Origin of the sequence: Nocardia sp. NPDC047648, from assembly GCF_040642815.1 — a bacterium.
Classification (GTDB): domain Bacteria; phylum Actinomycetota; class Actinomycetes; order Mycobacteriales; family Mycobacteriaceae; genus Nocardia; species Nocardia gamkensis.
This window is the reverse complement of record NZ_JBEYSX010000029.1, coordinates 22,627-36,191: the sequence shown is the minus strand read 5'-3', so window position 1 is coordinate 36,191 and position 13,565 is coordinate 22,627. Positions and strand designations below refer to the sequence as shown.

The 13,565-nt window shown below is 69.0% G+C and carries 11 protein-coding genes; 5 read left to right on the top strand and 6 right to left on the bottom strand.

Annotation, left to right across the window (positions count from 1 at the left end):
- From ABZ803_RS34540 to ABZ803_RS34530, 3 genes are all read right to left on the bottom strand, one after another.
- The coding region (locus ABZ803_RS34540) for an amino acid adenylation domain-containing protein (RefSeq protein WP_357045960.1) at positions 1-1,611 on the bottom strand (1,611 nt) is incomplete at its 3' end.
- Positions 1,612-1,904: 293 nt separating this feature from the next.
- Positions 1,905-2,888: a LuxR C-terminal-related transcriptional regulator gene (locus tag ABZ803_RS34535; RefSeq protein ID WP_357045958.1), complete on the bottom strand. Its 984-nt coding sequence runs from the start codon at positions 2,886-2,888 to the stop codon at positions 1,905-1,907.
- Positions 2,889-3,031: 143 nt separating this feature from the next.
- Positions 3,032-3,904, bottom strand: coding sequence for a peptidoglycan DD-metalloendopeptidase family protein (locus tag ABZ803_RS34530; RefSeq protein ID WP_357045956.1), 873 nt, complete (start codon positions 3,902-3,904; stop codon positions 3,032-3,034).
- A gap of 189 nt (positions 3,905-4,093) precedes the next feature.
- Between ABZ803_RS34530 and ABZ803_RS34525 the strand changes: the two genes are divergently transcribed.
- From ABZ803_RS34525 to ABZ803_RS34515, 3 genes are all read left to right on the top strand, one after another.
- On the top strand, positions 4,094-5,158 hold the full coding sequence (locus tag ABZ803_RS34525) for a nitronate monooxygenase (protein ID WP_357045954.1): 1,065 nt from the start codon (positions 4,094-4,096) through the stop codon (positions 5,156-5,158).
- A 59-nt stretch (positions 5,159-5,217) separates the two neighbouring features.
- Positions 5,218-5,610 carry an SCO5389 family protein gene (locus ABZ803_RS34520; RefSeq protein ID WP_062977712.1) on the top strand — a complete coding sequence of 131 codons (393 nt, stop codon included), beginning with the start codon at positions 5,218-5,220 and terminating at the stop codon, positions 5,608-5,610.
- 124 nt (positions 5,611-5,734) lie between these two features.
- Positions 5,735-6,283, top strand: coding sequence for an HD domain-containing protein (locus tag ABZ803_RS34515; RefSeq protein WP_357045951.1), 549 nt, complete (start codon positions 5,735-5,737; stop codon positions 6,281-6,283).
- A 15-nt stretch (positions 6,284-6,298) separates the two neighbouring features.
- Here the strand turns inward: ABZ803_RS34515 and ABZ803_RS34510 are convergent, their stop codons facing one another.
- The 3 genes from ABZ803_RS34510 to ABZ803_RS34500 all read right to left on the bottom strand — a co-directional run bounded on the left by ABZ803_RS34510 (position 6,299) and on the right by ABZ803_RS34500 (position 10,265).
- Complete coding sequence (locus ABZ803_RS34510) at positions 6,299-7,936, bottom strand: long-chain fatty acid--CoA ligase (RefSeq protein WP_357045950.1); 1,638 nt, start codon at positions 7,934-7,936, stop codon at positions 6,299-6,301.
- Between the two features lie 923 nt (positions 7,937-8,859).
- Complete coding sequence (locus ABZ803_RS34505; protein WP_357045948.1) at positions 8,860-9,873, bottom strand: cation diffusion facilitator family transporter; 1,014 nt, start codon at positions 9,871-9,873, stop codon at positions 8,860-8,862.
- Positions 9,870-10,265, bottom strand: coding sequence for a metalloregulator ArsR/SmtB family transcription factor (locus tag ABZ803_RS34500; RefSeq protein WP_357045945.1), 396 nt, complete (start codon positions 10,263-10,265; stop codon positions 9,870-9,872). The genes ABZ803_RS34505 and ABZ803_RS34500 overlap by 4 nt, the downstream gene beginning before the upstream one ends.
- A gap of 539 nt (positions 10,266-10,804) precedes the next feature.
- Between ABZ803_RS34500 and ABZ803_RS34495 the strand changes: the two genes are divergently transcribed.
- Positions 10,805-11,947: an acyl-CoA dehydrogenase family protein gene (locus tag ABZ803_RS34495; protein ID WP_040871819.1), complete on the top strand. Its 1,143-nt coding sequence runs from the start codon at positions 10,805-10,807 to the stop codon at positions 11,945-11,947.
- Between the two features lie 125 nt (positions 11,948-12,072).
- Positions 12,073-13,539, top strand: a complete 1,467-nt coding sequence (locus tag ABZ803_RS34490; RefSeq protein ID WP_357045943.1) for an NAD(P)/FAD-dependent oxidoreductase — start codon at positions 12,073-12,075, stop codon at positions 13,537-13,539.
- Positions 13,540-13,565: the final 26 nt, after the last annotated feature.

The following is a 13,565-nucleotide window of genomic DNA, read 5'->3' as shown; positions in this document are numbered from 1 at the left end:
CGGCGCACGAAACGCCCGCGCCGCGAACACCGGCTCCGGCAACGCCGCCCGATCCAACTTCCCCACCGGCGTCAACGGAATCTCTTCCAACACCATGATCGACGCCGGAATCATGTAAGCGGGCAACGACTCACCGATGAACTCGGCGAGCGCGCCAGTGTCCACATCGGCCCCGGGCCGCGGCAGCACATAGGAAACCAGCGCGGTCGCGCCGGAGGGCAGCGTCTTGCCGAGAGTGGCCGCGAAGTCGATGTCCGGGTGGCCGGTGAGCGCGTTATCGATCTCGCCGAGTTCGATGCGGAAACCGCGGATCTTCACCTGGAAGTCCGAGCGGCCCAGATATTCGATGACGCCGTCCTGGCCCGCGGATTCGGTGCGGCGCACCAGGTCGCCGGTGCGGTAGAGCCGCGCTCCGGGATTGCCGGTGTCGGCGCCGAACGGACTGGCGACGAATCGCTCAGCGGTCAGGCCCGGCCGGTTGAGGTAGCCCTGCGCCAGCGCGGGACCGGTCAGATACAGCTCGCCGACCACCCCGGCCGGCACCGGCCGCAGCCGCGAGTCCAGCACGAACGCCCCGACTCCAGGGATGGCCGCGCCGATCGTGATGGGCTCGCCGGGCGTCATCGGTGGCGTACTGGTGGCCAGGATCGTCGCCTCGGTGGGCCCGTAGCCGTTGTAGAACTCGCGCTCGGCCGCCCAGCGAGCGACCAGTTCGGGTCCGAACTTGTCGCCGGCCACCACGACGGCCTGCAAGTCGTCCAGCCCCGCCGGATCCACCGATTCCAGGGCCCCCGGCGTGATGAGCATGTGCGTGACGTGCTCGCGCCGCAGCAGATCCGCCAGCTCGAAACCGCCGAACACCGACGGCGGCGCGATCACCAGCGTCGCGCCGGTGGAGAAGGCCAGCAGCAGTTCCAGCACCGAGACGTCGAAGTTCGGCGAGCAGACGTGCAGAACGCGCGAATCCTCCGTCACCCCGTAGTGCTCGCGCTCCGCGGTCACGAGTCCCGCGAGACCGCTGTGCGAGACGACGACGCCCTTGGGCTTGCCGGTGGACCCGGAGGTGTAGATGACATAGGCCGGGTGCCGCTCGTCCAGCGGACGCACCCGGTCGGTGTAGGAGATGGGGTGCTCCGGGCGCGCGGCGATGCGCGCTGCCTGCACCGGGTCGTCCAGCTCGATCCAGTACACGCCGGTGCCGAGCACCGGTCGGTGCGCCGAGGTGGTCAGGCCGACCGTGGCGCCGGAGTCGGCGACGATGTGGTTGATGCGATCGGTGGGGTACGTCGGATCCACCGGCACGTACGCCGCGCCGGTCTTGGCGATGGCCCAGACGGCGAGCACCGACTCCACGCTGCGCGAGATTCCGATGGCGACCACGTCGCCCGGTCCGACACCGCGCTCGATCAGCTCCCTGGCCAGCCGCGAGGACGCCGCGTCCAGCTCGGCGTAGGTGAGTTCCCGATCGTCGGCCGGGTCTCCCGTGGGGTTGAACCGGATCGCGACCTCGGTGGCGGCGGACTCGACGGCGGCGGTGAGCAGCTGCGCGAACAGCGGACTGCCCGACCTGCGGCGACGGCTACCGCGAGCAGAGCGACGGGCGGTTTCCATTCGAGTGCATTCACCTCTCGCATCGAGCCAGGACCCGGGCCGAACCCTGCGCAGGGTTCGTTATCCGGGGCCAGCGCGGACCGAGCAATCATATAGGGGCTTGACTGCCCAACCCGCGCGCTGTATCGGATTGCCGCGGCTGCCGTCGGTGCGGTCCGCGTCCCCCCTTTCGGTGCTGTCCTCTCGTCGAGCACCGCCCACTCCCCCATGGAATCGGTGTCTTGCGTGATGCCTGCCGTTATATCGGCGCCGAGTCCCTCATGTTGCAGGACTCGTTCGATCGGTGAGCTTGCTCACAGCCACCCGCGCCGGGTCGCCTGCACCCCCGCCTGGAATCTCGTACTCGCGCCGAGACGCTCCAGCAGCCGGGCGGTCCGGCGGACCACCGTGCGCCGGGACATCCCGAGCCTGCGCGCGATGGTGTCGTCGGTGGCGCCCAGTCCCATCAAGGTCAGGATCGCCCGGTCACGTTCGTCCAGCGCCTCGGCGGCCGGATTCACCGATATGGGCGCGGCCATCGTCCACAGTACGTCGAAGGTCTTTACCAACAGCTCGAGCGTGGGAGACCCCGTGATGCGCAGACCCATCGGGTCGGGCCTGCGTTCGTCGGCGTGCAGCACCAGGCTGGCGCGCTCGTCGTCGCTGATGATCAGCTTGAACGGCGGCTCAGGCAGCGTTCTGGCCTGTGCGCCGCTGGCGTTGGTGGACAGCGCGTGCCGCAAGCGCTCCGGATCCTGGTACACGGTGTCCTGATACAAGGTCTGATAGCGGATTCCCTCGCCGAGCCTGGTCCGCTTGAGCTCGAACAGCTGACGCTCGCGTTCCGGATCGCTGAGATAGGGGCCGCGCTCGACCAGCTTGACGCAGCTGCGCGCGCCGGTCTGCATCTCCTCGAAATCCGCCAGCATCTCCAGCCGCTCGTACACCGGCACCACCGCGCCGTTGCCGCGGGGCGAGCGGCGCACGGAACGGAACGTCTCGCTCAAGCGCGCCGCGGCCGCGTGCATCTGGTTGATCTCCTGCTGTCTGCGCCGCGCCTCGGCTTCGGACAACGATTCCGGTGCGTGCGCGTCCCACAGCGGTTCGCCCTCGGGCGACTCGACGCGGACCGCGGCGCGCAATTCACACAACACGTCCAACGAGTCCGCGGCGAGGTCTTCCGAAACGCCCAGGTACTGCGCGATATCGGCGAGACTCGACCGCGGATGGTGCACCAGCACGGCGTAGACGCGGCCGTGCGGTGACCCAGGCTCGAAGATGTCGCCCAGCTCGATCACGGCCCGAGCCTAGCGACCGACCGGTGCCCATGGGGCGGCTCTGAAAGACCCGCGCGCCAACCGCTTCCCGCATTACCTCGTCGCGGGAAGCTTCGCTGCGCGCAACCGTGCGCTGACCGGAATATCAAGCTGGACAGGAGAAGTCAGTGCGCGGACGGGCCCCACTGCAACGGCACGCCTTTGGCTGCCAGGTACGGCATCGGGTCGATCTTGGTGCCCGCCTGGTCCCAGATCTCCAGGTGCAGGTGCGGACCGGTGGACTGCCCCCGGTTACCGACGGTGGCGATCACGTCGCCCGCGTTCACGCGCTGCCCGGCGTGCACGAACATCTCGTTCACGTGGCCGTAGACCGCGGTGGTGCCGTCGTCCTGCAGCACGCGCACCCACAGGCCGAAACCGGAAGCCGGTCCCGCCTCGATCACGGTGCCGTTGCTGACCGAGTGGATCGGCGCGCCCAGCGCGTCGGCGAAGTCGAGGCCGTAGTGCATGGCGCCCCAGCGGCTGCCGAAGCCGGAGCTGATCTCACCGGCCACGGGGCGCACCGCGGGCGCCGGAGCGACCTGCTGCTGCACGCCCTTGAGGACCTCTTCGGCCTGAGCCAAGGGGGCCGCGATCTCCGGGGGAAGATTGGGAATGCCGAACGGAGCGGCGACCGGGGCCGCGATCTGCCCGGCGACCGCGGCGGGCTCCGGCGCGGCCTGCGCGACCGGCTCGGCAACCTTCGCCTCGGCGATCGGCAGGATGCTCGTACCCTTCACGGTGGAGGGCGCGGCGTGGGTCTCCTCGTCGGCATCGTGCGAGCCGGGCAGCAACGGCGACGCGTAGGCGATCGCGGGAGCGACTTGGCTGGCGGCGCCGATCAAAGCGCCCGCGGCGACCGCCGCGGTCGCGGCGGCCTTCACGCGCTCGGTGGCGGACGGCTCGGCGCGGTGCCGCGTCGGCCGGCCCGTTTCGCCGCCGTCGCCGAGGAGGCTCTGGACGGTAATGGAACTGGGGCCTACACGGTGCTGCGACAAAGCTGAGTCCTCGGTCGTAGAACAGGGTCCGGGATGCCGGAGCCCGAGCCGAACCGGGTTCGATAACGATCCGGTGAAGCCGAGCGGATAACGGTTTGGCATCCGTCGTGACGGGAACTCTACCGCGTCGTGACCATTCCGCAACCTTCCGGCGCAAAATCGCTGGTGAGGCCCGGGTCACATGTCCAGATGCGCGACAATCGGAGCGTGATCCTCGACCAGGTGGACGTTCCGATCGTGCTGGCCCCGATGGCGGGCGGCCCATCCACTCCCGAGCTGACTGCCGCGGTGGCCCAAGCGGGCGGGTTCGCCCAGCTGGCCGCCGGCTATCTGAGCGCGGCCGACACCGCGGCGCGGATCGCGGCGACGCGCGCGGCCACCGGCAAGCCGTTCGGCGTGAACCTCTTCGTACCCGGTCCACCGACCCCCGCCGCGGACCTGGCGGACTATCTCGCCGAACTCGGCGCCGACCACACACTCGGGGATCCGCGCTACGACACCGACGACTGGGATGCCAAGCTCGACTTGCTCGTCGCCGACCCGGTCGCCGCCGTGTCGTTCACTTTCGGCTGCCCGAGCGCCGCGGAGATAGAGCGGCTGCACGCCGCCGGTTCCGAAATCTGGGTGACTGTCACCTCGGTCGACGAGGCGCGCGTCGCGGTCGAGGCGGGCGCCGACGTGCTCATCGCCCAGGGCGCGGAGGCGGGCGGGCACCGCGCGACCTTCGTGGACCGCCCTGCGGACGACACCGCCGACCCGCTCGGCCTGCTGGCACTCCTGCAACTGCTCACCGCCGCCACGGACCGGCCGTTGGTGGCCACCGGCGGCCTCGCGACCGGCGGGGGTATCGCCGCCGCCCTCGCGGCGGGCGCCGTGGCCGCGCAACTGGGCACGGTATTCCTGCGCTGCCCCGAAGCAGGCACCAACCAGGTGCACCGCACGGCCTTGACCGCCGACATCCCGACGATGCTCACGCGAGCGTTCACCGGACGCAGGGCACGTGGGTTGCGCAACCGATTCCTGCTGCGGCACAGCGCGACCGCGCCGGTGGGATACCCGGAGATCCACTACGCCACCGCCCCGCTGCGGGCCGCCGCGCGCGCGGCGGGCAACCCGGACGAGGTCAATCTCTGGGCCGGTCAAACCCATACGCTGACTCCCGAGCTACCCGCGGGAGAACTGGTCGCCCAGCTGGCAGCCGACACGAAAGCCGCACTGGAAAAAGCTCTTTCACGACGAATCCAGCATTATTGACAACGACTTTCGATTAGACTCGGGCATCGCATCGACGTCCAGCACTGGAGGAGAGCGCCATGTCCCTTGATGTCCCCACCGCAATACTGGAACGCGCCGAGCGCGGCGAGGTCGACGACGCCGACTTCGTCGAGGTCGTCCGCAACTCGCTGCCGTACGCCTGGGAAGTGGTCAGCCGCGTGGCCGCCGACCTGCGTTCCGGCACGGAGGAATACGCCGACAACACGATCGCCCCGCCCGACGACGTGGCACGCGGACAACTGCTGCGCGCCATGGCTTCGGACGCGATTCGCGGTGGACTGGAGCGGCACTTCGGCGTGAAGCTCGCCTTCCAGAACTGCCACCGGGTCGCCGCGTTCCCGCTCGCGGCGGTCGGCGGCGATACCTACACCAGGTTCATCGGCACCCGGGCCCAGTTGCTCAACCAGAGCCCGGAACTGCGCAACTGCTGATCCACGAGCTGAACACCCGGCGCGGCAAACCGATTCGCCCGCGCCGGGTGTTTGCGTCCATCCGGCGGTGCGCCCGCGCGTCGCCGCCGTCGACGGCGGTCGGGTGCGCGTAGGGTCAACCGCCATGAGCAGCAACGATCTTCGCGATGAGGTCGAAGCCCGGCTCGCGCCGTGGCAGCAACAGCTCGGGCCGGACCGCGCCGCCTACACCAATCACGTGCTGCGCGTCCTGACGCTGTGCGACCTCTTGGCCGCCGACCAGCAACCTCGACCGAGCACGCGCGAGGAGTTCTTGACCGCCGCCGTCCTGCACGACATCGGCATCTGGTCGGCGGGCAGCTTCGACTACCTCGCCCCCTCGTGCGACCAGGCACGCGCGTGGCTGGCCAGCATCGACCGCGACGACGCGACCGGCCTGGTGGTGTCGATGATCGATCAGCATCACAAGCTCCGCCCGGCTGGGCCGCCGCACGACCCGGTCGAGATCTTCCGGCGCGCCGACGCCATCGACGTCGAACGGGGGTTGCTCGGCCGGTTCGGCATCTCCCGCGGAACCTACCGCGACCTGGCGAAGCGCTACCCGAACCACGGTTTCCACCGCAGGCTCGTATCGCTAGCCGCGCGGCGGCTGCGGACCCACCCCACGTCACCGCTGCCGATGCTGAAGTGGTGACGTGGGGCGGCGCGGTCAGCCGAGCGTGGTGACGTCCAGGTCGCCGTCGGAGTACTGGGCGCGCAGCCGCTTCTTGTCGAACTTGCCCACACTGGTCTTGGGGACCTCGGCGATGAACGCCCAGCGTTCGGGCAACTGCCACTTGGCGAACTTGTCGGCCAAAAACTCCCGCAGCTGTTCGGGTTTCACCTCGGCGCCCTCGGCCAGCACGACCGCCACCAGCGGGCGCTCGTCCCACTTCTCGTCCGGCACCCCGATCACCGCGGCCTCGGCCACCGCGGGATGACCGATCACGGCGTTCTCCAGATCCACCGACGAGATCCACTCCCCACCGGACTTGATCACGTCCTTGGATCGGTCCACCAGCGTGAGATAACCGTCGGGACTGATCTTGCCGACATCCCCGGTGCGCAACCAGCCCTCGTCGAACTTCTCCGGATCGATCACCGCGCCGTCGGGCGAATAGTACGAGCCGGTGATCCACGGACCGCGCACTTCCAACTCGCCCAACGCCACACCGTCGTTGGGCACCACACCGTCGTCACCGACCAGACGCGCCCGCACACCGGCCGGGAAACGGCCCTGGGTCACCCGATACGCCCACTTCTGCTCGTCGGTGACCGCGGTGGCGGGCGGATGCGCCACACTGCCCAGCGGCGAGGTCTCGGTCATGCCCCACGCGTGCAGCACCCGCACGCCATGCTTGTCCTCGAAGGTGCGCATCATCGACGGCGGCACCGCCGAACCACCCACCACCACCGAGCGCAGGTGCGTGATGTCCTGCGGATTCGCCGCCAGCGCCGCCAGCACCCCACCCCAGATCGTCGGCACCGCGGCGGCGAACGACGGCTTCTGCGCAGCCATCATCTCCAGCAACGGACCCGGCTGCAGGAACCGGTCGGGCATCAACAGATTCGACCCCGACATCAGCGCCGCGTACGGCAGACCCCAGGCGTTCGCGTGGAACAACGGCACGATCGCCAAGATGGTGTCGGTTTCGAACAAGCCCATCCCGTTGTTCGCGCTGACTTGCATGGCGTGCAACCAGTTCGAGCGGTGCGAGTACACCACGCCCTTCGGATCGCCCGTGGTGCCGGAGGTGTAGCACATTGCCGCGGCGGAACGCTCGTCGATCACCGGGAAGTCGTAGGTGTCCGGCTGCGCGCCGAGCAACTCGGGGTAGGAGTGCACCTGCACGCCCTCGGGCGCGGTGAGCGTCGCCGCGTCTCCGTTGACCACGATGACGTGGCGGACCGTCCTCAGGTGCGGCAGGATCTGGCTGAACAGCGGCACCAGCGTGCCGTCCACCAGCACCACTTGGTCCTCGGCGTGATCGGCCACGTAAACGACCTGCTCGGGGAACAGCCGGATGTTCAGCGCGTGCAGCACCGCGCCCATCGCGGGCACCGCGATATAGGCGACCAAATGCTCGTTGTTGTTCCACATGAACGTGCCGACCCGATCACCGACCCCGATACCCAACGAGCGCAACGCGTTCGCCAACCGCGCCGATTCGGCGCCGACCTCACGGTAGGTCATGGTGCGCACGCCGGTACCGGTCCAGGTGGACACGGTGGAATCGCCGGCGAACGTCGATGCGTAGCGCAGCAACGTCGCCAGCGACAACGGCTCGTCCTGCATGGTGCTCAACATCGGAACTCCTCTTTTCTTCGGTGACTTCCCGTCAGAAAGCCAAGTCGATTTCGGCCACCTGCGACGCGCTCCCGTCGGGCACCCGCCCCAGCGGATCTGTCCGGGATACGCAATCGGTTCGCCGCGGGTGAGCACCGCATACGACAGCGCCGCATCGCCGGTCCTGCCGAGGCGGGCGGGCATCGGGGCGGAACAGGCTGAACACCCGGCCGACGAGCATCGGGCCGCGACCGAAGACACGATTCACCAGCGACGTCAGGTCCGGTTCGATCCGGGATCGCGGGGCCGGCGCTGTAGCGAGGATTTCCGGCCACGTCACCACTCCGGACCGACGCGCGAGCACCTGTCCGCTCATCCTGAATCCCGCTTGTTGACAAACGGATCCGGGAATTCGGCGGGCCGATCGGAACGTGTGGTTCCAAGCCGTCCATGTTCGATGAGCAGGTGCACGAGGAGTGCCATGACGCCCTCGGACTCGGAGTCCGTACCGAACGGCGTGGTCCGTCGGCAGGTACATCGGAGCGCGCCCGGCTCGGCGCCCGGGCTGGAACGAGGCCGGCGAAGCCCGCCGCCACGCCGATCACGGCGGCGTCGGGATATTCCGGGATGCGGCTGCGTAAGACCAGGTCGGGAAGCTCAGCGAAAGTCGGTTCACGCGGCGGCATGGTTCAGCACGCACCGACCATGAGCCACATCACACCGGCGATGCTACCCAACGGTAGGCGGCCTCGCGCAAGGCCGACGGGACAATCCCACGGGCCTCTATCCGATGGCGCGCGCCCTCAGTTTCCGCTGGTCAGCTCAGTGCTTCGACCTCGGTGGGCACATGCTCGGCACCAAACTCCGGGGACCGCGACTTCGGTATCGGATGCCCGGCCCCCCGTCGCACCCGGCACCGCGACCGCGATAGCAACTGCCCGGCGTCAGGCTGTGCCCGGCAGCGCGACCTCGGTATGCGCCGGATAGGCGTGCACCACAGCCGTATCCAGCTTGGGCACCACGTGCGTGAGGGTGTGCTGGGCCTCGTGTGCGACGTGATGGGCGTCCGCGAGCGTGATCGTCGGGGCGACGTCCAGTTCGACATCGGCGTGCAGCCGATGGCCGATCCATCGCATCCGCAGGCTGCGCACGCCCTGCACGCCCGGCTCCGCGGACAACGCCCGCTCGGCCGCGGTGACCAACTCGGGCTCCACGGCGTCCATCAACCGGCGCAGGACGTCACGCGCCGCGGTCCACAGCACCGCGAGAATCGCGACGGTGATGAGCAGCCCGACGATCGGGTCGGCGAGCGGAAACCCCAGCGCCACTCCCCCCGCCCCGAGCAGGACCGCCAGCGAGGTGAACCCGTCGGTGCGCGCGTGCAGGCCGTCGGCCACCAGTGCCGTCGAGCCGATTCGCCGCCCCACCCGGATCCGGTACAGCGCCACCGTCTCGTTGCCGAGGAATCCGATCAACCCCGCCGCGGCGACCCAGCCCAAGTGGTCGAGCGGTACCGGATCGAGCAGCCTGCGCACCGCCTCGTAGCCGGCGATCAGCGCGGACAGGGCGATCATCGCGACGACGAAGAGCCCGGCCAGGTCCTCGGCCCGGCCGAAGCCGTAGGTGTAGCGCCTGGTCGCGGCCTTGCGGCCGAGAGCGAACGCGATCCACAGCGGAACCGCGGTCAGCGCGTCGGAGAAGTTGTGCACGGTGTCCGCGGCCAGCGCCACCGAGCCGGACACGACGACGATCACCAGTTGCAGCATCGCGGTGCACCCGAGCACGACAAGGCTGATCGCGACCGCCCGGATGCCGACCGCGCTCGCCTCCAGCGCGTCATCGATGCTGTCGGCCGCGTCGTGGCTGTGCGGGACGAAGACTTCCCGCAACGCGCCGACCGCGCTCGACCGATGGTGGTGATGATGCCCGGCATGGTGGTGCTGATGCCGATGGGTCATGACGCACTCGCCTCGTCGCGGCCGGGGAGGTCGCGCACCGCGCCCACTCCGCGATGGTGCGCGGGAACACCGGGCCCGGCATGCTCGGCGTTGTACACCGCGTCCACCACCAACTGCCGGACGTGCTCGTTCTCCAGCCGGTAGAAGATCGTCGTCCCCGATCGGCGGGTGCTCACCAACCGCGCCATCCGCAGCTTGGCCAGATGCTGTGAAACCGAAGGCGCCGGCTTGCCGACTCGCGCGGCAAGATCGTTCACCGACAGTTCGCGATCCACCAGCGCCCAGAGCACCTGCACACGCGTCGGGTCGGCGAGCATGCGGAACACCTCGACAACCAGTCCCACCTGATCCTCGGCGAGACGCGACCGCCATTCCTGGCTATCTGCATTCATACGCAGATATTAGAACGGATTGCGGCGTGGAACCAGGTCTCCGGGCCGATGCGGCGGCGGCACCCCCTGCGTTGCCGCCGACGCACCGGTCGACCCCGAATCCCAACAGCTTTCTGTCTTAGTCGAGTGTGGCGTCACTGCGCCAGACGATCGAAGGGATATCACCCGAATGAGACGAACCAATCGCGCAGCTGCGCACTCCATTTCGGACCACAGCCGATGAAACGGCGATGACCAGCACAAATGATTCGGCGGCGGCCGCAGCTTCACGCGCACTTGCGCGCACAGCTGCACGTGCAGTACCAGCCGCGTGGGCGTCCCGGCACCTCGGCCGCACCGGCCGCGCCACCGGCGATCCGGACATTCTGCACCGAACCGAGCGTGCTCGCGGGAATTCTGTCCGTACCGTGATCTCCGCCCACCGGTTCATCCACCCGCGACGACAGTTGCCGATCACCACTGCCGGACGAGCGGACCGATCCCCGCCGACGCCCGGTTACTGTGAATCACGAGAATCGAGCGACCGCGGAGTAGACGACATGCCAGTGGACCGAATGCTGCCCACCCCCGAAGCCAGGGACCTGCTGGAACTGACCCGTGACATCGCCGACAAGGTGCTCGAGCCGCGCGTGGCCGAGTGCGAGAAGACCGGGATCTTCCCCGATGGCGTCTTCCCCGCGCTGGGCGCCGCCGGACTGCTCAGCCTGCCGTATCCGGAGGAATACGGCGGCGGCGCGCAACCCTACGAGGTGTACCTCCAGGTGCTCGAGGAACTCGCCGCCCGCTGGGCCGCGGTCGCCGTCGCCGTCAGCGTGCACAGTCTCAGCTGCCATCCACTGTTCGCGTTCGGCACCGAGGAGCAGAAGCAGCGCTGGCTCGCCGGCATGCTTTCCGGCGAGACCATCGGCGCCTACAGCCTGTCCGAGCCGCACGCCGGTTCCGATGCGGCCGCGCTGCGATGCCGCGCCACTCCGGTCGAGGGCGGCTACCGGATCACCGGCGCCAAAGCCTGGATCACCAACGGTGGCCGCGCCGACTTCTACACGCTGTTCGCCCGCACCGGCGAAGGCTCCCGCGGCATCTCCTGCTTCCTCGTCCCCGGCGACACCGAGGGACTGAGTTTCGGCAAACCCGAGGAGAAAATGGGTTTGCGCGCCGTGCCCACCACCACCGCCGCCTACGACGACGCGTTCCTGCCCGCCGAACGCCGCGTCGGCGCGGAGGGCCAGGGCCTCTCCATCGCCTTCAGCGCCTTGGACTCCGGCCGCCTCGGCATCGCCGCCGTCGCCACCGGCCTGGCGCAGCGCGCCCTCGACGAGGCCGTCGCGTACGCCAAGGAGCGCGAGGCGTTCGGCCGCCACATCATCGACCACCAGGGGCTCGGCTTCGTACTCGCCGACATGGCCGCCGCGGTGGACTCCGCCCGCGCCACCTACCTCGACGCCGCCCGCCGCCGGGACGCGGGGCTGCCGTACTCGCGCCAGGCCAGCGTGGCCAAACTCGTCGCCACCGACGCCGCCATGAAGGTCACCACCGACGCGGTCCAGGTCTTCGGCGGCTACGGCTACACCCAGGACTTCCCCGTCGAGCGCTATATGCGCGAGGCCAAGGTGATGCAGATCTTCGAGGGCACCAACCAGATTCAGCGTTTGGTCATCGCGCGCCAGCTCGCGGGCAACTGATACCCGGGCGCCTCTTTCGCGTGGGCTGGGCGACCGCCACACCGCGACCACGCCTGGCCGAAAATGCCGATTGATTGACCGCGGATGTCTTCGGACCTGCGAATACTGTTTCGTACCCTCGAAACATGACGACGCCGTCCATCATCATCATCGGAGCCGGATTCGGCGGGCTCGGCATGGCACTGGAGCTGCGGCGGGCCGGGTTGGACACTTTCACCATCCTGGAGCGCGCCACCGACCTCGGCGGCGTCTGGCGGGAGAACACCTACCCCGGCGCCGCCTGCGACGTGCCCTCCCCGCTGTACTCCTGGTCCTACGAGCCGAAATCCGATTGGCCACGGCGTTTCTCCGAACAGCGTGACATCCACGCGTACATGCGGGGCGTCGCCGACAAGCACGGCCTGCGGCGCTTCATCCGCTTCGGCACCGAGGTGACCGACGCGGAGTTCGACGAGCGCACCGGCCGGTGGACCGTCCGCACGGCCGACGGAGCGCAACTGACCGCCGACATCCTCATCCCCGCGGTCGGCCAGCTCTCGCGTCCCGCCCTGCCGAACATTCCCGGCATCGACACCTTCACCGGCGCCGCCTTCCACTCCGCCGAGTGGGACCACGACGTCGACCTGACCGGCAAGCGCATCGCCTGCATCGGCACCGGAGCCAGCGCGATCCAGTACATCCCGCGCATCCAACCGGACGCCGCCCACCTCACGCTGTTCCAGCGATCGGCGGCCTGGGTGCTGCCGAAAGCCGACGTCGAGTACAGCGCCCTGCACCACGCGCTGTTCAAGTACTTCCCACCCAGCCGTCTCGCCGAGCGCTTCGCCATCTGGTCCGTCTTCGAACTGCTCGCCCTCGGACTCACCGACATCCCGGCGATCAAGACCCCCGTGATCGCTCTGGCCGACCGCCACCGCGAAAAGCAGGTTCCCGACGCCGAATTGCGCGCGAAACTGACGCCCGATTACGCGGCGGGATGCAAGCGCGGACTGTTCTCCAACGAGTACTTCCCGGCGCTCGCGCAGCCGAACGTCACCGTGGAGACCACCGCCATCGAGTCGATCACGCCGACCGGAATCCGCACCGCCGACGGCGTCGAGCACGAAGTGGACGTCATCATCTTCGGCACCGGCTTCAAGGGCACCGAGTTCCTGGCGCCGATGAACATCTACGGCCTCGGCGGCCGCAAGCTGGCCGACGTCTGGGGCGACGAAGGCGCCCGCGCCTACCTCGGCCTGTCCGTGCCGCAGTTCCCGAACCTGTTCCTGATGTACGGCCCGAACACCAACGTCGGCGCGGGCTCCATCATCTACATGCTCGAATCCCAAGCCCGCTACATCCGCCAGGTCGTGCGCTACCTCACCGACCGCCCCGGCCGCTACCTCGCCGCCCGCCCCACCGCCGACCAGCACTGGGACGACTGGCTACAGCGCCGCCTGAAAGACACCCCCTGGAACTTCTGCTCCAGCTGGTACCGCAACGCCTCCGGCCGGATCACCAACAACTGGCCCGGCGCCACCGTCCTCTACCGCTGGAAGACCCGCACTTTCGACCCCGCCGACTACGAGGAGGCGCAAGCGGCAACGCGCTGACCCTGCACACCGAGCCCAACCTCAGC